At 73.6% G+C, this 21925-nt stretch carries 24 protein-coding genes, 1 pseudogene and 1 riboswitch; of the genes and pseudogenes, 14 read left to right on the top strand and 11 right to left on the bottom strand.

Features of this window, described 5'->3' with window-relative positions; translation table 11 throughout:
• Nucleotides 1-15: 15 nt before the first annotated feature.
• A riboswitch (cobalamin riboswitch) is annotated at nt 16-153 on the bottom strand.
• Nucleotides 154-208: 55 nt separating this feature from the next.
• The 3 genes from IE136_RS05210 to IE136_RS05200 are packed head-to-tail and all read left to right on the top strand — an operon-like array spanning nt 209 to nt 3776.
• A complete protein-coding gene (locus tag IE136_RS05210; protein ID WP_373309003.1) occupies nt 209-1639 on the top strand; it encodes a ferredoxin-like domain-containing protein in 1431 nt (476 codons plus the stop codon).
• Nucleotides 1636-2295 (top strand): precorrin-8X methylmutase, encoded by a 660-nt coding sequence (locus IE136_RS05205; RefSeq protein ID WP_158988425.1) that lies wholly within the window; start codon nt 1636-1638, stop codon nt 2293-2295. The genes IE136_RS05210 and IE136_RS05205 overlap by 4 nt, the downstream gene beginning before the upstream one ends.
• Nucleotides 2292-3776 (top strand): precorrin-2 C(20)-methyltransferase, encoded by a 1485-nt coding sequence (locus tag IE136_RS05200; protein ID WP_158988426.1) that lies wholly within the window; start codon nt 2292-2294, stop codon nt 3774-3776. Before IE136_RS05205 ends, IE136_RS05200 begins: the two co-directional genes overlap by 4 nt.
• On the opposite strand, the pseudogene IE136_RS35335 reads toward IE136_RS05200, so the two are convergent.
• Both IE136_RS35335 and IE136_RS05190 read right to left on the bottom strand, forming a co-directional pair.
• A pseudogene (locus IE136_RS35335) lies at nt 3748-3993 on the bottom strand (serine hydrolase); the annotation flags it as partial. The gene IE136_RS05200 and the pseudogene IE136_RS35335 overlap by 29 nt on opposite strands.
• Before the next feature lie 251 nt (nt 3994-4244).
• Complete coding sequence (locus tag IE136_RS05190; RefSeq protein ID WP_158988427.1) at nt 4245-4988, bottom strand: cobalt-precorrin-6A reductase; 744 nt, start codon at nt 4986-4988, stop codon at nt 4245-4247.
• Here IE136_RS05190 and IE136_RS05185 point away from each other — a divergent pair.
• The gene (locus IE136_RS05185) at nt 4983-6119 is read left to right on the top strand and encodes a cobalt-precorrin-5B (C(1))-methyltransferase (protein ID WP_229818640.1); all 1137 of its coding nucleotides are present in this window, start codon (nt 4983-4985) and stop codon (nt 6117-6119) included. The two genes, IE136_RS05190 and IE136_RS05185, sit on opposite strands and share 6 nt — an antisense overlap.
• Before the next feature lie 63 nt (nt 6120-6182).
• Here IE136_RS05185 and IE136_RS05180 read toward each other — a convergent pair whose 3' ends face one another.
• Nucleotides 6183-6860 carry a hypothetical protein gene (locus IE136_RS05180; RefSeq protein ID WP_189599646.1) on the bottom strand — a complete coding sequence of 226 codons (678 nt, stop codon included), beginning with the start codon at nt 6858-6860 and terminating at the stop codon, nt 6183-6185.
• Between the two features lie 106 nt (nt 6861-6966).
• Here IE136_RS05180 and IE136_RS36675 point away from each other — a divergent pair, with 106 nt between their 5' ends.
• Nucleotides 6967-7041 carry a 50S ribosomal protein bL37 gene (locus tag IE136_RS36675; protein ID WP_373297613.1) on the top strand — a complete coding sequence of 25 codons (75 nt, stop codon included), beginning with the start codon at nt 6967-6969 and terminating at the stop codon, nt 7039-7041.
• Between the two features lie 63 nt (nt 7042-7104).
• On the opposite strand, the gene cobM is transcribed toward IE136_RS36675, so the two are convergent.
• Together cobM and cbiE are read right to left on the bottom strand one after the other, a co-directional pair.
• Nucleotides 7105-7854 carry a precorrin-4 C(11)-methyltransferase gene (cobM, locus tag IE136_RS05175; protein ID WP_189599644.1) on the bottom strand — a complete coding sequence of 250 codons (750 nt, stop codon included), beginning with the start codon at nt 7852-7854 and terminating at the stop codon, nt 7105-7107.
• Complete coding sequence (gene cbiE, locus IE136_RS05170) at nt 7851-9104, bottom strand: precorrin-6y C5,15-methyltransferase (decarboxylating) subunit CbiE (protein WP_229818639.1); 1254 nt, start codon at nt 9102-9104, stop codon at nt 7851-7853. The genes cobM and cbiE overlap by 4 nt, the downstream gene beginning before the upstream one ends.
• A 162-nt stretch (nt 9105-9266) precedes the next feature.
• On the opposite strand from cbiE, the gene IE136_RS05165 reads away from it, so the two are divergent.
• Together IE136_RS05165 and IE136_RS05160 are read left to right on the top strand one after the other, a co-directional pair.
• Nucleotides 9267-10367, top strand: a complete 1101-nt coding sequence (locus IE136_RS05165) for an LLM class flavin-dependent oxidoreductase (protein ID WP_158988432.1) — start codon at nt 9267-9269, stop codon at nt 10365-10367.
• Nucleotides 10368-10370: 3 nt separating this feature from the next.
• Nucleotides 10371-11015 (top strand): FMN reductase, encoded by a 645-nt coding sequence (locus IE136_RS05160; RefSeq protein ID WP_158988433.1) that lies wholly within the window; start codon nt 10371-10373, stop codon nt 11013-11015.
• 23 nt (nt 11016-11038) lie between these two features.
• On the opposite strand, the gene IE136_RS05155 is transcribed toward IE136_RS05160, so the two are convergent.
• Nucleotides 11039-11905 carry an ABC transporter permease gene (locus IE136_RS05155; RefSeq protein WP_229818638.1) on the bottom strand — a complete coding sequence of 289 codons (867 nt, stop codon included), beginning with the start codon at nt 11903-11905 and terminating at the stop codon, nt 11039-11041.
• Nucleotides 11902-12870 carry an ATP-binding cassette domain-containing protein gene (locus tag IE136_RS05150; RefSeq protein ID WP_158988435.1) on the bottom strand — a complete coding sequence of 323 codons (969 nt, stop codon included), beginning with the start codon at nt 12868-12870 and terminating at the stop codon, nt 11902-11904. The genes IE136_RS05155 and IE136_RS05150 overlap by 4 nt, the downstream gene beginning before the upstream one ends.
• A gap of 187 nt (nt 12871-13057) precedes the next feature.
• Here IE136_RS05150 and IE136_RS05145 point away from each other — a divergent pair, with 187 nt between their 5' ends.
• The gene (locus IE136_RS05145; protein ID WP_189599643.1) at nt 13058-13774 is read left to right on the top strand and encodes a hypothetical protein; all 717 of its coding nucleotides are present in this window, start codon (nt 13058-13060) and stop codon (nt 13772-13774) included.
• A 60-nt stretch (nt 13775-13834) separates the two neighbouring features.
• On the opposite strand, the gene IE136_RS05140 is transcribed toward IE136_RS05145, so the two are convergent.
• The 4 genes from IE136_RS05140 to IE136_RS05125 all read right to left on the bottom strand — a co-directional run bounded on the left by IE136_RS05140 (nt 13835) and on the right by IE136_RS05125 (nt 16639).
• Nucleotides 13835-14254 (bottom strand): RidA family protein, encoded by a 420-nt coding sequence (locus IE136_RS05140; RefSeq protein WP_189599641.1) that lies wholly within the window; start codon nt 14252-14254, stop codon nt 13835-13837.
• On the bottom strand, nt 14251-14535 hold the full coding sequence (locus IE136_RS05135) for an MFS transporter (protein WP_158988437.1): 285 nt from the start codon (nt 14533-14535) through the stop codon (nt 14251-14253). Before IE136_RS05135 ends, IE136_RS05140 begins: the two co-directional genes overlap by 4 nt.
• 242 nt (nt 14536-14777) lie before the next feature.
• On the bottom strand, nt 14778-15251 hold the full coding sequence (locus IE136_RS05130; RefSeq protein ID WP_158988438.1) for an RrF2 family transcriptional regulator: 474 nt from the start codon (nt 15249-15251) through the stop codon (nt 14778-14780).
• A 17-nt stretch (nt 15252-15268) separates the two neighbouring features.
• On the bottom strand, nt 15269-16639 hold the full coding sequence (locus tag IE136_RS05125) for an aminotransferase-like domain-containing protein (protein WP_189599638.1): 1371 nt from the start codon (nt 16637-16639) through the stop codon (nt 15269-15271).
• Between the two features lie 91 nt (nt 16640-16730).
• Here IE136_RS05125 and IE136_RS05120 point away from each other — a divergent pair, with 91 nt between their 5' ends.
• From IE136_RS05120 to IE136_RS05095, 6 genes are read left to right on the top strand one after another with little or no spacing between them, the layout of a single operon-like run.
• Nucleotides 16731-17537 (top strand): alpha/beta fold hydrolase, encoded by an 807-nt coding sequence (locus tag IE136_RS05120; protein ID WP_158988440.1) that lies wholly within the window; start codon nt 16731-16733, stop codon nt 17535-17537.
• Nucleotides 17538-17574: 37 nt separating this feature from the next.
• Nucleotides 17575-18027, top strand: a complete 453-nt coding sequence (locus IE136_RS05115; protein ID WP_189599636.1) for a DUF7144 family membrane protein — start codon at nt 17575-17577, stop codon at nt 18025-18027.
• 6 nt (nt 18028-18033) lie between these two features.
• Entirely contained in the window at nt 18034-18462 is a 429-nt protein-coding gene (locus tag IE136_RS05110; RefSeq protein ID WP_229818637.1) for a hypothetical protein, read from the top strand.
• 4 nt (nt 18463-18466) lie between these two features.
• Entirely contained in the window at nt 18467-19516 is a 1050-nt protein-coding gene (locus IE136_RS05105) for an endonuclease/exonuclease/phosphatase family protein (RefSeq protein ID WP_229818636.1), read from the top strand.
• A 17-nt stretch (nt 19517-19533) separates the two neighbouring features.
• Entirely contained in the window at nt 19534-19782 is a 249-nt protein-coding gene (locus IE136_RS05100; protein ID WP_373309000.1) for a DUF2630 family protein, read from the top strand.
• 54 nt (nt 19783-19836) lie between these two features.
• Nucleotides 19837-21798 (top strand): FUSC family protein, encoded by a 1962-nt coding sequence (locus tag IE136_RS05095; protein WP_189599634.1) that lies wholly within the window; start codon nt 19837-19839, stop codon nt 21796-21798.
• Nucleotides 21799-21925 lie beyond the last annotated feature (127 nt).

Raw genomic sequence — 21925 nt, 5'->3', positions numbered from 1 at the left:
TTGTCCGCGCCCCGGGTGGTCGTGTGGACGGCGGGAGTTCCTGACTCACCCGGCCCGTGGTTCCGGGCCGGGCTCACAGTGGCGGGACCGCGCCGGATTCTCACCGGGCTTCCTCCCCGGGGTCTGGGACCCCATGCCGTCTGCATAGTAGATCCTGCGCCCGGCGGCCCGGAGGGTCACCCGGAACCACGTGGGTATGCTCGCCGCCATGCCGCCCACCCCACCCTCCACGCCCAACCAGGGCGAACCTCGCATACGGGACCGTGGCGACGCCTGCCCCGGGGCGCTTCGGCTGCACCCCGCCGATGACGGCCGCCTGGCTCGACTGCGCCTGCCCGCAGGGTTGCTGACGGCAGGTCAGGTGGAAGTGCTGGCCGCCGCGGCAGAGGAGCTGGGGGACGGGCGGATCAGCGTCACCTCGCGGGGGAACACGGAGCTGCGGGGGCTCGGGGAGGGATGCGGGGCGGAGCTGGGCGCCCGCCTGGCCGACGCCGGCCTGCTGCCGTCCCCGGCCCACGAACGCGTCCGGAACGTGGTGGCCTCTCCGGCCGCGGGACTGGACGGACTCGGCGGCGGTGACGTGCAGTTGTGGGCGCGCGAGCTGGACGCGCTGCTGTGCGCGCGGGAGTGGACGGCGGCCCTTTCCGGTCGCTTTCTCTTCGTCCTGGACGACGGCCGCGGGGACGTGGCCGGGCTCGGCGGAGATGTGACCTTGATCGCAGCCGGTCCCTCGGCGGTCGGTGCCGCATTCCTGTACGTCGGCGGTCAGGCCTTCCGTATCGCGAAGGCGGACGCGCCTCGCGCGGCCCTCGCCGCGGCCGACGCCTTCCTCACGGCCGCCCGCGAGGCCGGCAACGGTGCCTGGCGGGTACGGGAACTCCCGGAGGACGTGCGACCGGACCTGGCGGAGGCCCTGCGCCGGGCCGGGATCGCCGCGGAGGCGGCCGGCGCCGCGGAGGCGATCGGCGCCGCGGAGGCGATCGGCGGCACGCAAGGGACCGGCGACGCGGAAGCGGTGGGCGACGCGAAAGTGGTTCGCCCCACCGAAGCCGTCCGTCCCACCGAAGCGGTTCGCCCCACCGAAGCCGTCCGCCCCACCGAAGCCCTCGGCATCCCAGGCCGGAGCGGCGGTGCCGGGCCGTTGCCCGGCGTCATCGGGCAGGGCGGGCGGGACGGGCGCTGGGCCGTGGCCGTGGCCGTGCCGCTCGGGCGGCTCACGTCCGGTCAGCTCCGCGCCCTCGCCCCCGCCCACGGCGGCGAACTGCGGCTCACCCCCTGGCGGGGAGCCGTCGTCACCGGCTTCCCCGACCGCGCCGCGGCCGAGGAACGCCTCGCCGTGCTCGCGGCGCACGGCCTGATCACCGACCCCCACTCCCCCTGGCTCGGCGTCGGCGCCTGCACCGGACGCCCCGGCTGCGGCAAGGCCCTCGCCGACGTCCGCGCCGACGCCGTACCCGGTCGCGCCGGCCTCCCCGTCCACTTCTCCGGCTGCGAGCGGCGCTGCGGCCACCCCACCGGACCGGACGGCACCTGGGTCGACGTCGTCGCCACCACCGACGGCTCGTACCTGGTCGACGGCGCCCCCACACCCCGTACCTCCCTGACCGAAGCAGTCGCAACGGCCCGCACAACGAGATGAGCGAGAACGACACGATGTTCGCCTACGAGAAGGACGGCGCGGAGATCTACCGCCAGTCCTTTGCCACGATCCGCGCCGAGGCGGACCTCGCGGGGCTGCCCGCCGACGTCGCCCAGGTCGCGGTGCGGATGATCCACGCCTGCGGCATGACCGACCTCGTACGCGACATCGCCTACTCCCCACAGGTCGTCGCCCGCGCCCGGGAGGCCCTGCGCGCCGGAGCTCCGATCCTCTGCGACGCGCAGATGGTCGCCAGCGGTGTCACCCGCAAACGGCTGCCCGCCGACAACGAGGTGATCTGCACCCTCTCCGACCCCTCCGTTCCGGCCCTCGCCGCCGAGCTCGGGACCACGCGCAGCGCCGCCGCCCTCGAACTCTGGCGCGACCGCCTCGAAGGCTCCGTCGTCGCCATCGGCAACGCCCCCACCGCGCTGTTCCACCTCCTGGAGATGATCGCCAAGGGCGCGCCCCGCCCCGCGGCCGTCCTCGGCATACCGGTCGGTTTCATCGGCGCCGCCGAGTCCAAGGACGCCCTTGCGGACCGGGGGCAGGACCTCGGTCTCGACTACCTCGTCGTACGGGGCCGGCGCGGCGGCAGCGCGATGACCGCCGCCGCGATCAACGCCATGGCGACCGAAGCGGAGATCCAGGCATGAGCGGAAAGCTGTACGGGGTCGGCCTCGGGCCCGGCGACCCGGACCTGATGACCGTGGCGGCCGTCAGGGCCATCGCCTCCGCCGACGTGATCGCCTACCACTCGGCCCGCCACGGCCGCTCCATCGCCCGCTCGATCGCCGCGGAGCACATCCGTGAGGACCACATCGAGGAGCGGTTGATGTACCCGCTCACCGTGGAGACCACCGACCACCCCGGCGGCTACCGCGGCGCGCTCGACGACTTCTACGAGGAGGCGTCGGAGCGGCTCGCCGCGCACCTGGACGCCGGCCGCACGGTGGCGGTCCTCGCCGAGGGCGATCCGCTCTTCTACGGCTCGTACCAGCACATGCACAAGCGGCTCGCGCACCGCTACGACACCGAGGTCATCCCCGGTGTCACCTCGGTCAGCGCGGCGGCCGCCCGGCTCGGCGAGCCGCTGTGCGAGGCCGAGGAAGTCCTCACGATCATCCCCGGCACGCTGCCGGAGGACGAGCTGACCGCCCGGCTCGCGGGCACGGACTCGGCCGTCGTGATGAAGCTCGGCCGGACGTTCCCGACGGTGCGGCGCGCCCTTGAGCGGGCGGGCCGGCTGGAGGACGCGCGCTATGTGGAGCGGGCGTTCATGGCGGGCGAGCGGACGGAGACCCTGGCCGAGGTCGACCCGGCCGGCGTCCCGTACTTCTCGGTGGCCGTGCTGCCCTCCCGTATCGACGCGCTTCCGCCCGTACGGGAGGCCGGCGAGGTCGTCGTCGTCGGCACCGGTCCGGCGGGCGCGCCCTGGCTGACGCCCGAGTCGCGCGGCGCCCTGCTCAACGCCGACGACCTGGTCGGCTACACCACCTACCTCGACCGCGTCCCGGTGCTGCGTCCCGGCCAGCGCCGCCACGGCTCGGACAACAAGGTCGAGTCGGAGCGTGCCGAGTTCGCCCTCGACCTGGCGCGGCGCGGCCGGCGGGTCGCGGTCGTCTCGGGCGGCGACCCCGGCGTCTTCGCGATGGCGACGGCGGTCCTGGAGGTCGCCTCGGAGCCGCGGTACGCGGACGTGCCCGTACGGGTCCTGCCAGGGGTCACCGCGGCGAACGCGGCGGCCGCGGCGGCGGGTGCGCCGCTGGGCCACGACTACGCGACGATCTCCCTCTCCGACCGCCTCAAGCCCTGGGAGGTCATCGCGGAGCGGCTGCGCGCGGCGGCCGGTGCGGACCTGGTCCTCGCGCTCTACAACCCGGGGTCGAGGTCCCGTACCCACCAGGTGGCCGCCGCCCGGGACCTGCTCCTCGAACTGCGGTCGCCGGAGACCCCGGTGGTCGTGGCGCGGGACGTGGGCGGCCCGGAGCAGTCGGTCCGGGTGGTGACCCTGAAGACCCTGGAGCCGGCCGAGGTCGACATGCGGACGCTGCTGCTGATCGGCTCGTCCCAGACCCGTGCGGTCGAACGGGCCGACGGCCGCACGATCACCTGGACGCCGCGCCGCTACGGGTGAAGGTGCCGAGTCCCTCCGTGTCCAGGTACTCGACGCGGACGGACTTCCCGTCAGGGGAGAAGGTGACTCCGGTGAGCCCCCCGGCGTCCTCGCCGGCGGTCCGGAAGCTGAACGTGTCGCCGTCGTAGTGCGTCAGCCGGTACGTCTGGGGCTTCGGCCCCAGACGGAGCGTCAGGCCACCGCCTTGGCCTTCGGTCACCGACAGCTTCCCGTAGTACGCGTTGTCGTACGTGCCGGTGCAGGTGTCGGCGTCCTTCGCCGGAGCGGCGTCGGACGGCGGCCGGGCGTAGTCGGTCGTGGACCGGCCCCGCGTCCGCCTCCTGCCGGTAGAGCGCGTCCACCAGCGGGATCCAGTCGCGGCTCGGCTTGCCGTCCTGCGCGATGTCGAAGAAGTCGAGGGCGACGGCGTCGGCCACCCCGGAGGTCCCCGGCGTGGTCGGGGAGGCCGCTGATCCGGCGAGCGTCAGGTCAGCCCCGGCCCCGGGTCTCCCACACCCAGGCGACGGCCTCCTCCGGCGCCACCGCCACCGGGACGCCCTGGGGCACCGGTGGCCGGCGGACCACGACCACCGGGATGCCCGCCTCGCGGGCCGCCGTCAGTTTCGGGGCCGTCGCCGTGCCGCCACTGTCCTTGGTGACGAGGACGTCGACGGCGTACCGGTTCAGCAGTGCGCGCTCGCCGTCCAGGGTGAAGGGGCCACGGTCCAGGAGGACTTCGGTGCGGGCCGGCATCGGGGGGGCGGGGGCGTCCACGGAGCGGACGAGGAACCACTGGGGGCGGTCGGCGAAAGCGGCCAGGCCCATCCGGCCCGTCGTCAGGAACACCCGCTCGCCCAGGCCGTCGATGAGAGCCGCCGCCTCCTCCAGGGAAGCGGCGGAGTGCCACCGGTCGCCCTCGACCGGGACCCACCCCGGCCGGCGCAGGGCGAGCAGGGGAACATGGGCGGTGGCGGCCGCCCGGGCCGCGTTGAAGCTGATCCGTTCGGCGAAGGGATGGGTGGCGTCGATGACCGCGTCCACACGGTGTTCGCGCACCCAGTCCAGGAGCCCCTCCACACCGCCGAAGCCGCCGACGCGCACCTCGCCGGCCGGCAGCCGGGGCTGGGCGACGCGTCCCGCGAGCGAGCTGGTCACGCGGAGCTCGCCGTGCGGCTGGAGCATTCCGGCGAGAGCGCGGGCCTCCGTCGTCCCGCCCAGAATGAGTACGTGCACAGGAGTCCCTTCGTGAATCCGGCCGGTGGGCGCGAGGCCCAACTCAAGCACACGGGTCTGCGCCCGGGGTGGACGACCGGTGCCTGTGCGACGGCCGCGACGACGGCCGCGTACACGGCGCTGCTGACCGGGGATTTCCCCGACCCGGTGACGATCACGCTGCCGAAGGGCGGGCGCCCGGCGTTCGCGCTCGCGGCGGAGGAGCTCTCCGCCGGCGCCGCCATGGCGGGGGTCGTGAAGGACGCCGGTGACGACCCGGACGTCACCCACGGCGCGCTGGTCCGCTCGACGGTACGGGTCCTCCCGGCCGGTTCCGGGGTCGTCTTCCGGGCCGGGCCCGGTGTCGGGACGGTCACCCTGCCCGGCCTGCCCCTGGAGGTCGGCGAGCCGGCGATCAACCCGGTCCCGCGCCGGATGATGCGCGAGCACGTCGCCGAGGTCGCCGCCGCGCACGGCGGCTCCAGGGACGTCGAGATCACGGTCTCCATCGACCACGGCGAGGAGATCGCCCGCTCCACCTGGAACCCCCGGATCGGCATCCTCGGCGGTCTGTCGGTGCTCGGCACGACCGGCATCGTCGTCCCGTACTCCTGCTCGGCGTGGATCGACTCGATCCGCCGGGGTGTGGACGTGGCCCGCGCGGCGGGCCTGACGCATGTCGCGGGCTGCACCGGCTCCACCTCGGAGAAGACGGTGACGACCCTCTACGACCTGCCCGAGATCGCCCTGCTCGACATGGGCGACTTCGCGGGCGCGGTCCTCAAGTACGTACGACAGCACCCGGTCGGCCGGCTCACGATCTGCGGCGGCTTCGCCAAGCTCTCCAAGCTGGCCGCCGGTCACCTGGACCTCCACTCGGCCCGCTCCCAGGTCGACAAGCCGTTCCTGGCGGACCTGGCCCGGTCCGGCGGTGCGACCGAGGCGCTCGCCGAGGAGATCGCCACCGCGAACACGGGCCTGGCGGCCCTCCGGCTGTGCGAGGCGGCCGGCGTACCCCTCGGCGACCTGGTCGCGGCCCGCGCCCGCGACGAGGCCCTCGCAGTCCTCCGCGGGGCGCCGGTCGCGGTCGACGTCGTCTGCATCGACCGCGCGGGCGCGGTCGTGGGCCGCTCGACGGTGGCGGGGCCGTAGCGGGCGCCCGGCCCAGATTCCCGGGCGACAACCGGAAAGCCTTGTGACCGGTGAGCGGCCGGATCACGCGGGGTATCCGATCTCCGCGATGTCGTCGGCGAGTGCGGCCAGGTCGGTGCCCGGGTTGAGGGCGGTGACGACGGGGGCGGTCAGGGGGCGCAGGGCGAGCACATGGCGGACGGCGTCGAGGTCGACCGACGTCTCGTGGTAGTACTCGGCCCACTCCTGGTACGCCTCCGCCGAACGGTCGACGAGCAGCTCGAAGAGATAGCCGGCACCGTCCGCGTCCTCCGGGTCGTCGCCTTCCTCGGGGAAGTCGATCGTCCCCGTCCGCCAGGCCGTGTCCGCCGGCTCCCGCCACAGGCAGGCGGTCACGACCGGTCCGCCGTCCTCGTCCGTGAACGCCGGCTCCTCGACGTACGCCCGGAAGACCTCCGGCACCGAGTCGAGCACCCCCGGCCAGGGCGAGCCGTCGGCCAGGGGTCCGTACGGGCTCATCAGCGACTCGTGGCAGAAGCCGCGTATGTAGACGCCCGCGGCGGAGAAGACCAGGGAGTACTGGTCGCCCTGTCCGTTGCACATCGAGGCCAACTGTCCGCCCCCGGACCAGCGCGAGTGGAACGAGTAGTACCGCCCGTCCCACTCGGGACTGAGCACCGCGTCCAGCATCGCCAGCCCACGGCAGTGGTCGAGCAGAACGTCGGTCCCGGGCAGCTTCCTGGCCACGTCGTATACGGTCATGCGCCCATCCAATCGCCCGCCACCGACAGCGGGGCAGCGGATGCGGCCGCCACCCCGCGAACCTAGGCTTGCCAGGCAACCGGTCCCGATCGAAGGGTGTGTGCCCATGTCGAAGCGAGGCAACAAGCGACGTGCCAGGAAGAAGAAGGGCGCGAACCACGGCAAGCGGCCCAACGCCTGAGCCTGTTCCGTCTACGGGGGCGCGGGGCCGGTACGCGACGTACCGGCCCCGCGGCCTCGCGGATCAGCAGACGTGGCGGTCGCGCGCCGGGTCGTAGAGGTGGCTGTCGCGGAACTGCGTGGCGGCCAGCGTGCGGCCGACGAGGATGACGGCCGTCTTCGTGATCCCGGCCGTCTTCATCTGGGACGCGATGTCGTCGAGGGTGCCCCGCAGGACCACCTCGTCCGGGCGGCTGGCCATCGCGACCACTGCGGCCGGGCAGTCGGCGCCGTAGTGCGGCAACAGCTCGGAGACGACCCGGTCGACGTAGCGGGCGGCCAGGTGCAGGACGAGGAGCGCGCCGCTGCGGCCCAGGGTCGCCAGGTCCTCGCCCTCCGGCATCGGGGTCGCCTGCTGGGCGATGCGGGTGAGGATCACCGTCTGGCCCACGGTCGGGACGGTCAGTTCCCGCTTCAGGGCGGCGGCCGCCGCCGCGAACGCCGGGACGCCCGGCACCACCTCGTACGGGATGCCCTCCGCGTCCAGGCGCCGCATCTGCTCGGCGACCGCGCTGAAGACGGACGGGTCGCCCGAGTGGAGCCGCGCCACGTCGTGGCCGTCCTCGTGGGCGCGGACGATCTCGGTGACGATCCGGTCGAGGTCCAGGTCCGCCGTGTCGACCAGGCGCGCGTCCGGCGGGCACTCGGCGAGCAGTTCGCGGGGGACGAGGGACCCGGCGTACAGGCAGACTCCGCACCGCGCGAGGGTCCGTGCCCCGCGCACCGTGATCAGGTCGGCCGCGCCCGGGCCCGCGCCGATGAAGTAGACGGTCATGCTCCAACTCCTGATTTCGTTACGGACCACTGCGTGACCGGCATCGCCTGGCGCCAGCCGGTGAAGCCGCCCACCGGGACGGCCTGGGCGACGGCGAGCCGGATCAGCTCTCCGCCGTGGCGGCGGTACCGGTCCGCGAGCAGCGCCTCGGACTCCAGCGTCACCGTGTTCGCGACCAGCCGGCCGCCCGCCGGCAGCGCGTCCCAGCAGGCGTCGAGGAGGCCGGGTGCGGTCAGGCCGCCGCCGATGAACACGGCGTCGGGGGTGGGCAGGCCGGCCAGTGCCCGGGGTGCCGGACCGGTGACGACCCGCAGGCCGGGTACGCCGAGGGCCGCCGCGTTTCGCTCGATACGGGCCGCCCGCTCGGGCGACTTCTCCACGGCGACCGCGCGGCACGAGCGGTCCGTACGCATCCACTCGATGCCGATCGAGCCGGAGCCGCCGCCGACGTCCCACAGCAGCTCGCCGGGCGCGGGCGCCAGGGCCGCGAGCGTCGCCGCGCGGACGTACCGCTTGGTGAGCTGGCCGTCGTGGTCGTACGCCTCGTCGGGCAGACCGGGCACGGCGCCCAGGCGGGGCGCGTCGGCGGACCGTACGCAGTCGAGCGCGACGATGTTGAGAGGGTCGCTCGGCCGCTCGGGCGGCCAGGTGTCGGCCGTGGCCTCCACGGTCCGCTCCCGCTCCGAGCCGAGCTGTTCCAGGACGCGCATCCGGGTCCCTCCGAAGCCCCGCTCCCGCAGGAGCCCGGCGACCTCCGCCGGGGTGGCGCCGTCCGCACTGAGGACGAGCAGGCGCCGCCCGTCGTAGAGGGAGGCGGTGAGCGAGGCGAGCGGCCTGCCCACCAGCGACACCGTCTCCACGGCTTCCAGGGGCCAGCCCAGGCGCGCGCAGGCGTACGAGACCGAGGACGGGTGCGGGAGGACGTGGAGACGGTCGGCGCCGACCGTCTCGCCGAGGGTGCGGCCGATCCCGTAGAACATCGGGTCCCCGCTCGCGAGGACGGCGGTCCTCCGGCCCTCGTGGGCGGCGAGCAGACCGGGGACGGCGGGGCGCAGCGGGGAGGGCCAGGCGATCCGCTCGCCGGGGCACTCGTCCGAAGGCAGCAGCTCCAGCTGGCGGGGGCCGCCGATGAGGACCTCGGCGGCGCGCAGGGTCCGGCGGGAGTTCTCGGGGAGCCCGTCCCAGCCGTCCGCGCCGATTCCGACGACCGATATCGCGGGCAGGGGACCGGGCAGGGGCACGGTGCTCACGTCGGCGAACTCTACGTGAGGGCCTTTCGAAGCCGTGGAACGGGCGGAGGAAGCGGCGCGAGGGGCGGGAATAGGGCGGGGGAGGGTGCCGTTGGACGGGATGTTGATTTAAGATTCAACCAATACCGGTCGCAGAGGCCGGCCCCGCGAGAGGTGAGCACCATGCAGTTCGGGATCTTCACCGTCGGCGACGTCACGGCCGACCCCACCACCGGCCGCACCCCGTCCGAGCACGAGCGGATCAAGAACACGGTCGCCATCGCACTCAAGGCCGAGGAGGTCGGGCTCGACGTCTTCGCCACCGGCGAGCACCACAACCCGCCGTTCGTCCCGTCCTCGCCCACCACCCTCCTCGGGCACATCGCGGCCCGGACCGAGCGACTCATCCTGTCCACGTCCACGACGCTGATCACCACCAACGACCCGGTGAAGATCGCCGAGGACTACGCGACCCTGCAGCACCTCGCCGACGGGCGCGTCGACCTGATGATGGGCCGGGGCAACACCGGCCCGGTCTACCCGTGGTTCGGGCAGGACATCCGCCAGGGCATCCCGCTCGCCGTCGAGAACTACGCGCTTCTCCACAGGCTGTGGAGGGAGGACGTCGTCGACTGGGAGGGCAAGTTCCGCAGTGCCCTCCAGGGCTTCACCTCCACGCCGCGTCCGCTGGACGGCGTACCGCCGTTCGTCTGGCACGGCTCGATCCGCTCCCCCGAGATCGCCGAGCAGGCCGCGTACTACGGAGACGGCTTCTTCGCCAACCACATCTTCTGGCCCAAGCAGCACACCGAGAAGATGGTCGGCCTCTACCGCCGGCGGTACGCGCACTACGGTCACGGCACCCCCGAACAGGCGATCGTCGGCCTCGGCGGCCAGGTCTTCATGCGCAAGAACTCCCAGGACGCCGTACGGGAGTTCCGCCCCTACTTCGACAACGCTCCCGTCTACGGCCACGGCCCGTCCCTGGAGGAGTTCAGCGAGGAGACCCCGCTGACCGTCGGCTCCCCGCAGGAGGTCATCGAACGGACGCTGTCCTTCCGGGAATACGTCGGCGACTACCAGCGTCAGCTCTTCCTGATGGACCACGCGGGCCTGCCGCTGAAGACGGTCCTGGAACAGCTCGACATGCTCGGCGAGGAGGTCGTCCCGGTGCTGCGCAAGGAGTTCGCCAACATGCGGCCGGCCGGAGTCCCGGAGACCGCCCCGCTCCACCCCGCCGTGGAACGCACGGCCGCAGAACGCACGCGCACGCAGGAGGCGTAAGTCATGCAGACCCTGAAGCTGGTCGCCGTGTCCGCCGGACTCAGCGCACCCTCCTCGACCCGGCTGCTCGCCGACCGGCTCGCCGAGGCCGCCGAGTCACGCCTCACCGAGCAGGAGTACGCGGTCGAGGTACAGGTCGTCGAGCTGCGCGACCTCGCCGTGGACATCGCGAAGAACTTCGTCACCGGCTTTCCGTCGGGCGAGCTGGAGACCGCGATCGACGCGGTGACCGGCGCGGACGGGGTCATCGCGGTGACCCCGGTCTTCACCGCCTCGTACAGCGGTCTGTTCAAGTCCTTCTTCGACCTGATCGCCCCGGACGCGCTGACCGGCAAGCCGGTGCTCGTCGCGGCCACCGGCGGGACCGCCCGGCACTCGCTCGTGCTCGACCACGCGCTGCGGCCGCTCTTCGCCTATCTGCGGGCCCTCGTCGTGCCGACGGCCGTGTACGCGGCATCGGAGGACTGGGGCTCGGGCGGTGACGAGACGCTTCCCATCGGCTTCGGGGGCGACGGCCTGCCGTCCCGGATCCAGCGCGCCGGGCGGGAGCTGGCGGAGTTCGTCGCGGCCCGGCCCGCGGCGCGGGATGCGGAGGACGACGAGGTCGTCCCCTTCGAGCAGCAGCTCGCGGACCTGCGTCTGGACTGACCGGCCGCCCGCCCGCCGCAGAGCTACCTGCGGTTGTAGAGCCGCATCGTGACCGCCCCGAAGACGAGCACGAACACCGCCGACCACCCCAGGGACCAGGCGATGTCCGCCGCCGGCCAGTTCCCCGCCATCAGCTCCCGTACCGCGGTCGCCAGATGCGTCACCGGGCTGTTGTTGACGAAGGCCTGGAGCCACCCCGGCATCGTCTTCGGGTCGACGAAGACGTTGGACAGGAACGTCAGCGGGAAGATCACCATCATCGAGACGCCCATGACGGACTTCTCGCTGCGCAGCATCAGCCCGAACATGGTCCAGATCCACGAGAAGGCGAACGAGAACACCATCAGCAGCGCGACCCCGAGCAGGACGCCCGTCACCCCGCCGTCCGGCCGGTAGCCGATGATCATGCCGACGGTGAGCATGACGGCGGAGGCGATCAGATAGCGGACGACGTCGCCGAGGAGGTAGCCGACCATCGGGGCCGGCCGCCAGATCGGCAGCGTACGGAAGCGGTCGAAGACGCCCTTCTCGATGTCGGTGTTGACCGAGACACCCGTGTACATCGTGATCATCACGACGCTCATCACGAGGATGCCCGGCAGCAGGAACTGGATGTACGCCGAGACCGAGCCGGCCAGCGCGCCCCCGAAGAGGTACGTGTACATCAGCACCATCATGATCGGGAACGCCGTCACGTCGAAGAGCTGCTCCGGCACATGCTTGATCTTGAGCATGGCCCGCCAGCCGAAGGTGAGCGAGGCCGAGAGCGCGCCGGGCCGGGGCGGCCGCTCCTGTCCGACGAGGAGCGCGGCCAGTTCCTCGGCGCGCGGGGCCTCGAAGGCGAGGGCGTCGGTCTGCCGGCTGTCCTTGCCGGGGGCGACGGTGCTCATGCCGTCGTTCCCTTCCGGTCGGTGAGGGCGAGGAAGACCTCGTCCAGGCTCGGCTGGCCGAGCGCGAAGTTGTCGACGGTGATCCCGGCCCCGGCGAGTTCGGCCAGGGCCCGCGCGGCCTGTTCGGCGGCGCCCAGGTCCGTACCCTGGCCGTCGACGGTGGCGGTGAGCGCCACCGGGTCCGGGTCGAGCTGGACGGTGGCCTTCAGCGCGGTCGCGAGGACCCGCTCGGCGGCCGGGCGCTGCTCGGGGTGGCGCAGCCGAACCTGCACCGATCCCGAACCCACCGAGGACTTCAGCTCGCCCTTCGTCCCCTCCGCGATCACCTTGCCGTGGTCGATCACGGCGATACGGGAGGCCAGCTGGTCCGCCTCGTCCAGGTACTGCGTGGTCAGCAGCACGGTCGTGCCCTGCGCCACCACCGCCCGGACGATGTCCCAGACCTGGTTGCGGCTGCGCGGGTCGAGGCCGGTCGTCGGCTCGTCGAGGAAGAGCAGGTCGGGGGTGTTGAGGATGGACGCGGCGATGTCGATACGGCGCCGCATGCCGCCCGAGTAGTTCTTGACCTGCTTGTCGGCGGCCTCGGAGAGCCCGAACGCGGCGAGGAGCTGCGCGGAGCGTTCCCGGGCGCCGGGCCGGGAGTGGCCGAGAAGCCGGCCGAGCAGGACGAGGTTCTCGGTGCCGGTCAGGTCCTCGTCGACGGAGGCGTACTGGCCGGTGAGGCTGACCCGGCCCCGTACGGCGTCGGCGTCCCTGACCACGTCCCTGCCGAAGACGGTGGCCCGGCCGCCGTCCGGCCGCAGGAGGGTGGCGAGCATCTTCACGGCGGTGGTCTTGCCGGCGCCGTTGGGGCCGAGGACGCCGTAGACGGTGCCGGCCGGGACGCGCAGATCGATGCCGTCGACGGCCCGGTTCGTGCCGAAGACCTTGACCAGGCCCTCGGTCTCGATGGCGAGGTCGGCCATGCGCTGTCCTCCCGGCTGCCGGGTTCGGGTCCGCTTCAACCATTCACTGCCACCCACCAGTCTCCGACGGAGGCGGCCGGTATGCCAGGGGAAGGACGAGGGCGGACTACGTCTCCCCCGCACGGGGGAGAAGCCCCGGCCCCCGTGCCGACGCGACGGCCACCGCCCCGACGGCACGCTGATCCTCATGATGAAGACGAACGCCCTGCCGGGTACGCCCCGCTGGGCCGCCCTCGCCGCGCACGCCGTTCCGCTGATCGTCATCCCCTCGGGCATCTGGCGGATCGCGCTCACCCTGGGCGCGCCCGTCGCCGAGGTCGACGATCCGGGCCTCGGCCAGGACGTGTACCAGATCGTCCTCACCGTCGTCGCCGAGCTGCTCGCCTTCCTGACCCTCGGCCTGGTCCGGTCCTGGGGCGAAGTGTTCCCCCGCCGGCTGCCGTTCGTCGGCGGACGCCCGGTCTCCACGCGCGGCGCGACCACCGCCGCGCTCTGCGGGGCGTTCGGACTCTTCGCGCTGGTGGGCTGGTTCACGTACGCGGCGTACGCGGGGCTCGGCCAGAATTCCGTCGGCACGCACACCGACGGGCCGGTCCAGCAGGTCCTGCTCTACGTCTGCTACCTGCCGCTCCTCGCGTGGGGCCCGCTGCTCGCCGCCGTCGCGGTCGCGTACCACCGCCGCCGCACCGGCCGTTACGACAGCAACGGCCGGCACGACGGCAACAGCCCGCACGACGGCAACAGCCGTTACGACGAGGGACGCACCGGAGGCCCGGCCGCGTCCTCGTGCGTGGAGAAGCAGAAGAACGTGGCGAGGTACGTGGCTGCCGCCACCACCAGGCCGAGGACCGCCCCGGACAGCACGCCGGCTCCGGAGAGGCCGAAGAGGAAGCACACCCGCTGACCCCGCCGCCGCGATCGGACGGGGGCGGGGTCGCCGGAGGTCGGCGAGGGTCAGCCGCGCTCAGCCGGCGGGTCGTACGGCCACCGCGTCGATCTCGAAGAGCATCCCGGGCAGTGCGAGCGAGGCGACCCCGCTGAGCGTCTGCGCGGGCAGCCGGTCGCCGAAGGCGGCGCGCAGCGCCTTGCCGAGGACCTCCAGCTTCCCGAGGTCGTGGCCGACGATGTACGTCCCGAGCCGCACGACGTGCTGAAAGCCGAGCCCGACGCCCTCGAGGGCGAGCCGGAGGTTGGTGAAGGAGAGCTCGACCTGGGCGGCGAAGTCCCCGGGGACGGGGGCGCCGGTCGCGTCGGAGGCGTACTGGCCGCCGATGAAGACCAGTTCACCGGAGGCCGGGGCGGAGACGGCGTGGCTGTAGCCGAAGGGGGACGGGTCGTGCAGCGTGGCCGGGTTGGTGAGGGTGCGCGGGTCGTTCGCGGTCATGTCGGAGATGTCCTTCCGGAGAGTACGGCCGCCAGGGAGGCGGCCAGGGTGAACGCGGCGCCCGTGGCGAGCACCGCGGTGAGCGGATGGGCGTCGACAAGCAGCCCTCCGGGGAGGGCGCCGAGCGCGATCGAGAGGCAGAAGGCGCTGACGTGGAGGCCGGTCGCCGTCTCCACGTCGTCGGGGGCGGCGGCCATGAACCCGGCTTGGAGGCCGACCGAGACGCCGCCGTAGGCGCGTCCCCCCAGGAGCAGCGGCACGGCGCCCGCCGGGGGCGTCACCCCGGCGAGGGTGAGGCCGGGAGCGCGGCGGTCAGGCCGGCGCCGAGGGGGGCGAGGGTCCGGCGAGGGGCGCGCCCGGCCACCGACGCCGTGAGGGGGTTCCCCACGAGCCCCGCGAGTCCGTACCCGAGGAGGAGCGGTCCGACGAGGCCGTCGGACACGTGGGTGTGCTCGGTGAGGACGGGCCGGACGAAGGAGTACGGGAGGAAGTGCCCGTGGCGGTGGCCCGCCCACCGTGGCGTTCAGACGTTGGCGAACCAGCGGCGGATGCGGTCCGGCGCCGTCGGCGCCTGCCGTTCCGCCTGGAGGCGGATGTCGTCGAGCGTCCGGGCCGCCAGCTCGCGACGCCAGGCCAGCTCCGCCTTCGCCATCGCCTCCGCGATGGCGCACGCGGCGGTGGAGGTCCCGGCAGGCCCGGCACCCGGCCCCTGTTGCCGGATCTCGGAGCAGCGGAACGCCTCCTCCGGGCCCTCGATCGCCGCGACCACATCCATCAGCGTGATCCGGTCCAGCGGCCTCGCCAGCCGGAAACCGCCCTTGGGGCCGGAGACCGATCCGAGGATCCCGGCCCGGGAGAGGGCCTGGAGCTGCTTGTTGAGGTAGGCGGCCGGCAGCTCGTGGTAGGCGGCGAGGCGCGCCGCGGTGACCGCCCGCTCAGGCCCGATCCACGCCAGATTGAGGCAGCTGTGCAGCGCCCACTCCACACCCTCGCTCATTCTCATGATTCTGGATACTAAACATCCAGAATCTCTGAGGCAAGGACGGACAGCCGCCCCAACGCGTCGTCCAGGACCGGCAGGGCGGGCGAGGCGAGCCCCACCCGCACCGCGTCGACGGCCGCCCCGGAGCCCGGGACCGCTGAGGAGCCCGGGACCGCCCCTCCTCCCACGGCGAACGCGGTGCCCGGCGTCAGCGCGATGCCCCGCCGCGCCGCGGCGGCCACGAACGTCTCCGCCCGCCACGGCGCCGGAAGCTCCCACCAGCAGTAGTAGGCGCGCGGCGCGGTACGGATCCGGTACGCCCCGAGATGGCGCCGCACCAGCGCGTGCCGGGCCGCGGCGTCCGCCCGCTTCGCCGCCACGACCTCCGCCACCGTCCCGTCCTCCGCCCACCGGGTCGCCGCCGCGAGCGCCAGGCCGCCCGCGGTCCAGGCCCCGGAGCGCAGGGCGCGCGCCAGGTCCTCCACCCGCCCCTCCGGCGCGACGAGGTGGCCGACGGTCAGGCCGGGTGCCAGCCGCTTGGACAGGCTGTCCACGAGGACCACCCGCTCCGGGGCGTGTGCGGCGAGCGGCGCCGGGGCGTCCGGTTCCAGGAACGCCCAGGTGGTGTCCTCGATCGCCGTCAACCCCGACTCCCGCAGTACGTCGGTCAGTTCGGCCCTGCGCCCCGGACTCGCCGTGACCGACAGCGGGTTGTGGAGCGTCGGCTGGACGTACACGGCGGAGAGCGGGGCCGCGCGATGGGCCGCCGCGAGCGCGTCGGGACGCATCCCGTCCTCGTCGAGCGCGATCGGCACCAGCCGTACGCCGATCCGCTCCGCCACCGCCTTGACCAGCGGATACGTCAGCGCTTCGACGCCCAGTCGCCCTCCGGGGCCCACCAGCGCCGAGACGGCCGCCGCGATGGCCTGACGGCCGTTGCCGGCGAACAGCACCCGCTCCGGATCCGGCTCCCAGCCGGCCCGCTTCAGCACCCGTACCGCCGCCGCCCTGGCCTCCGCCGTACCCACCGCCGCCGCCGGACGCCCCGTGGCCTCCCCCAGCACATCGGCCCGGGCGAGCGAGCCGAGCGCCCGCGCCATGAGCGCCGACTGGCCCTCCGCCACCGGATAGTTGAGCTGGAGGTCGACCGGCGCGTCCCCGGTCGCCTCGGCGAGCGCGGGCCCGGGCAGCGGCGGTGCGGCCCGTACGAAGGTGCCACGGCCGACCTCGCCGACGACGAGACCCCGGCGGGCCAGCTCTCCGTACACCCGGATCGCCGTCGAGTTGGCGATCCGGTGGCGGCGGGCGAAGGCCCGCTGGGTGGGCAGCCGGTCACCGGGCCGCAGCCGCCCGTCCGCGATCCGCTCCGCCACCCGATCGGCGATCCTGCGGTACTCCTCCACGGAACCGAACCCCTCTCCCCGGATCGGCACATTGCACCGAGAGCAAAGGATGTTATTGCACCGAGCCATGGCCCCTGCCTAGCCTCTGAGCATGCCTTCCGCAGAGATCAACGGACTCACGATCGGCTACGAGGACAAGGGCGCGGGCCCGGGCCCCGCGCTCGTCCTGGTCCACGGCCACCCCTTCGACCGCACCATGTGGCAGCCCCAGATCGACCGCTTCTCCGCCACGCACCGGGTCGTCGCCCCCGATCTGCGGGGCTACGGCGCCACCACCGTCGTCCCGGGCACCACCCCGCTCTCCGCTTTCGCCGAGGACCTCGCGGCGCTCCTCGACCACCTCGGCGTCCGGGAGTTCGTCCTCGCCGGGCTCTCCATGGGCGGCCAGATCGCCATGGAGTGCTACCGCCTCTTCCCCGAGCGGATCCTCGGCCTGGTCCTCGCCGACACCTTCCCCGCCGCCGAGACCGAGGAGGGCAGGGCCGCCCGGAACGCGACGGCCGACCGGCTGCTCACCGAGGGCGTCGCCGGGATGCGGGCGTACGCCGACGAGGTACTGGACCGGATGGTCGCCCCGTACAACACCCATGCCGCGCCCCACGTCCACCGGATGATGTGTGCCACCGACCCGGCCGGCGCGGCGGCGGCCCTGCGCGGGCGGGCGGAGCGCCCCGACTACCGCGAGCTGCTCACCACCGTGCGCGTCCCGACCCTGGTGGTCGTCGGCCGGGACGACGCCTTCACCCCGGTGGCGGACGCGGAGGCGATGCACGCGGCCCTGCCCGACTCGACCCTCGCTATCGTCGAGTCCGCCGCGCACATGCCGAACCTGGAACGGCCGCAGGAGTTCGACACGGCCCTGGCGGAGTTCCTCCGCTCACTCGTCCGGACCCGCTGAAGGTTCGCTTTGCGGCCGGCGGCCTGACGATGACTCCATGAGCCAGAACACGACGCCGAGCGCGCCCACCCCGCCCCGTACCTCGACTGCCGCCAGCGCCTGGGCCGCCGGCGGCACCCTCTTCGCCGGTGTCATGATGCTGGTCATCGGCATCTTGGACATCATCTGGGGCATCGCCGGAATCGCCAAGGACGACGTCTACACCCGCGTCGGCGACTACACCTTCAAGTTCGACCTGACCGCCTGGGGCTGGATCCACCTGATCCTGGGCATCATCGTGGTCCTCACCGCCTACGGGATCCTCAAGGGGACCGAGTGGGGACGGGCCGCCGGCATCACGCTCGCCGCCCTGAACACGATCGCCCACTTCCTCTCCCTGCCTTACCAGCCCTGGTGGTCGCTGTTCACCATGGCCGTCTCGATCTTCGTGATCTGGGCCTTGGCGACGGACCACACGCACATCGGGGGCACGGGTCGGGCGAAGGGCTGAGCGCCCGTGCACCGCACCCGCACCGGCGTGGTCGCCGCAGTCTGCGCCGTCGTCCTCGCGCTGACCACCGCCGCCTGCACCGAGGAGGACCGGGCGAAGGTCGGGGACATCGCCTCGTCCGCCACCGAGGCGGCGGCGTCGAAGATGGGCGAGGTCAAGGACGGGGTGAACGCCACCGGCGACGTGAAGGCCGGCCCCACCAAGACCGACGGCGACCGGACCGTCGCCGAAATCACCGCGACCAACCCCGGGGACAGGACGGCCGACTACACGGTCATGGTCAACTTCCGTGACGGCGAGGGCGGTCTACTCGATTCGGTCGTCCTGAACATCGGCGGCGTCGAGCCGGGGAAGTCCGGGACAGGGACCGCGCGCAGCAACCGGACCCTGCCGGGAGAGACGACGGCGGACATCGCCCAGGCGCTGCGACACTGACGGTGTGGACCGTGCACGTGCCCGTGCCGCAGATCCGGCGCGAGCCCCCGTCGCCCCGGTCGCCGCGGCCATCACCCCGGACCCCGCGCTCGACCGGCCGCCCGGGCGGCGTCTCGCCGCCTGGGCCGCCGGGCCGCTGGTGGCCGTACCGACCCTGGTCACCGGCTGCCGGCTCCTCGGCACCGACGCGCTGACCCCCGTACCGCAGGCGCTGTCCTTCCTGCCCTGGCTGATCGTCCCGGCAGCGCTCGCGCTGCCGCTCGCCCTGGTCGCCCGCCGCCGGCTACTCGCGGGGTGGGCGGCGCTGGTCGTCGGGGCGACGGCCTGGTGCGTCCAGCCCTACGGACCCGGGGCGACGACCGCTCGCGGACCGGTCGTCGAACGGCTGCGGCTGCTCACCGCCAACGTCGAGTTCGGGCAGGCGACGGACGAACTGGTGACCGCCGTACGCCGGGAGCGGCCGCACCTCGTCCACATCTCCGAGTGCGACCGCGCCTGTGTGCGCACCCTCACCGCCGCACTCGGCACGTCCCACCCGTACCGGGCCGTCGTGGACGGCGAGGGCTCGACCGGCTCGGCGATCCTGAGCACCCGGCCGCTGACCGCCCGTCCGCCGATCCCCGGCGCCATGGGGATGCCGGGCGCCACGGCCCGTTTCGGGGGCCGGGAGGTGGAGCTCCGGCTCGCCCACCCGCTGCCGCCGCTGCCCGGGCTCGTGGACCGGTGGAAGATCGAGCTGGGCCGGTTGGAGCGCTTCGCGGCGGCGCACCGCGACTCCGGCCCGGTGCTCCTGGCCGGCGACTTCAACGCCTCCCAGGACCACGCCGCCTTCCGCTCCGTCCTCGCCGCCGGCCGGCTCCACGACGCGGCCCGCCTCGCGGGCTCCGCCCGGACCCCCACCTGGCCTCGGGAGGGGCCGCTGCCGCCGTACGTCCAGATCGACCACGTGCTGGTCAGCGACGACTTCCGGGTCCGGGAGGTGCGGTTCCTCGATCTGGCGGGGAGCGACCACCGGGCGGTCCTCGCGGAGCTCGACCTGCACGCGGGCCGTTGATCGGCCACGCTGAATACATGGACCACATGCACGACGACGAGCAGATCCTGGAGAACATCGGCGCACTCGTCGAGGAGGAACGGGCTCTGCGGCAGCGGACCGGCGGCCTGCTGCCGGAGGAGCGGTCCCGCCTCGCGGAACTGGAGGTGCAACTGGACCAGTGCTGGGATCTGTTGCGCCAGCGCCGCGCGAAGGCGGAATTCGGCGAAGACCCCGACACGGCGACGGTCCGCCCGGCGGCCGAGGTGGAGAACTACCGCAGCTGAGCCTGCCACCCACAGCGGTGGGGGCCGAGGCGGGCGGGGACGTAAGTTGGGCCCATGGCGCGAACCTCGCGGCTCAGCCCGCCCCCCTGGCTCACCGCCGGGCTCCGGCCGCAGGCCGCGCCCGTCCCCTGGGCCGCCGTCGCCCGCGCCTCCCTCGCGCTCGCCGCGCCCCTCGCCGTCGGGTTCGCCCTCGACCAGCCCGTCTACGGCGCCCTCGTCTCCATGGGCGCCCTCTCCGGCGTGATCGGCGACACCGCCGACGCGTACCGGATGCGCTTCTACAACATCGCCGTCCCGCAGCTCTTCGGCGCGCTCGGCGTCACCCTCGGCGCCCTCGTGTTCGACCGGGGATGGCTCGCCGTCGCCGTCCTCACCCTCGTCGCGCTCGTCTCCGGGATGATCTCGTCGATCGGCTCCGTGGCCTCCGTCTCCGGCCTTCTCCTGCTCCTCAACGCCGTCGTCGGCGCCGACCTGCCCATGCCCGAGCCCTGGTGGAAGCCGCCTCTCCTGCTCGCCCTCGGCGGGGTCGTCGTCCTCGTCCTGACGCTCCTGGGATGGCCCCTGCGCGGCGGCGTCCCCGAGCGGACCGCCGTGGCCGGCACCTACCGGGCCGTCGCCGACCTCCTCGAAGCCGCCGGATCCGACGACACGTACGACGAGAAGCGCCGGGCCGTCACCACCGCCCTCGACCAGGCCTACGACCTCGTCCTCGCCCGCCGCGCCCGCCACCACGGCCGCACCCCCGCCCTCGTCCGGCTGCTCGCCCAGCTGAACGTGGTGATCCCGCTCGTGGAGGCGGCGCCCGCCGCGCATCTCGCGGCGCGCCGCTTCCACCGGCCGCTGCCCCCCGAGATCCCGGCCGCCGTGCGAGACCTCGCCGCCGCCGTCGAGGAGGGCCGCACGGGCACACCGGTCCTGGAGCTCCCTGAGGCGGCCCGCCCCTCCGAGAAGGCCGTCGACCAGGCTCTGCGGCACGCGGCGACCGTGGTCCACAAGGCGGAGCCGAAACCCTTCAACGTCGACGACCGGCTCGGCCGGCCCGCCGCCCTCGGGGTGCGGGCCCGCCGGGCGGCCCGCGCCGTGCTGTTCTCCGAGGCGTCCTGGCGGTACGGCCTGCGGCTCGCCCTCTGCATCGGCCTCGCCCAGGCGCTGGTCTCGCTGATCTCCGTACCCCGCTCGTACTGGGTGGCCCTCACCGTCACGTTCGTCATGAAGCCGGACTTCGGCTCGGTCTTCTCCCGCGCGGTGCTGCGCGCGTTCGGCACCGCGGCCGGGCTCGTCGTCGCCGCCCTGGTCCTGGCCGAGGTCCCCCGGGGCTGGTGGGACGTCCCGGTGATGCTCGTGCTCGCCGGGCTGATCCCCGCCTTCTCGGCGAAGGGATACGCCTTCCAGACCGCGGCGATCACGCCGGTCATCCTGCTGCTCTCCGACCTCCTGAACCGGCAGGGCTTCGACCTGGTGCTCCCCCGGCTCTACGACTCCCTCCTCGGCTGCGCCATCGCCCTGGTCGCCGGTTATCTGCTGTGGCCGGAGTCCTGGCACACCCGCATCGGCGACCGGCTCGCGGACGCGGTCGCCGACACGGCGACCTACGTGCGACGGGCGTTCTGCCCGCCCGAGGAGGAGGAGCCGGCCGCCCGGGTCCGGGCCCGGCGCGCGCTCTACCGCGACCTGTCCGCCGTACGTTCCGAGTTCCAGCGGGCCCTGACCGAGCCGCCGCCCACCGGCACCCTGGCGGCCGCCTGGTGGCCGCTGGTCGTCGCCGTGGAGCGGATCGTGGACGCCACGACCGCCGCCCGGGTGCGTGTGGACCACGGCGCGCCCGCCCCGGAAGCGGAGGAAGCGGCGGCCGTCGAACGGCAGTTGCGGGAACTCGCGGACGGACTGCGCGGCAGCGACGTCCTGGTGGAGGTCCGGGCGGAGCTGACCGGTGACGAGGACGGGGTCCTCGCTCCCCTCCGGCAGGAGGTCAGAGCGGCCCGGGCCATCGCGACTCCCCAGCGGGAGCGGGACTGAAGCCCGGCCGAACCCCCGCCGTGGGGCACACGGTGCCCTTACCGGCGGTCACCCGGGAGAAGCCTCCATACCGCCGTTACCGGAACCCACCGGTGCGACTACGATGCGCTCGATTCACCTGACCCGT

Source organism: Streptomyces lateritius (assembly GCF_014649715.1).
Taxonomy (GTDB): domain Bacteria; phylum Actinomycetota; class Actinomycetes; order Streptomycetales; family Streptomycetaceae; genus Streptomyces; species Streptomyces lateritius.
This window is presented reverse-complemented; position numbering and strand designations above follow the sequence as displayed.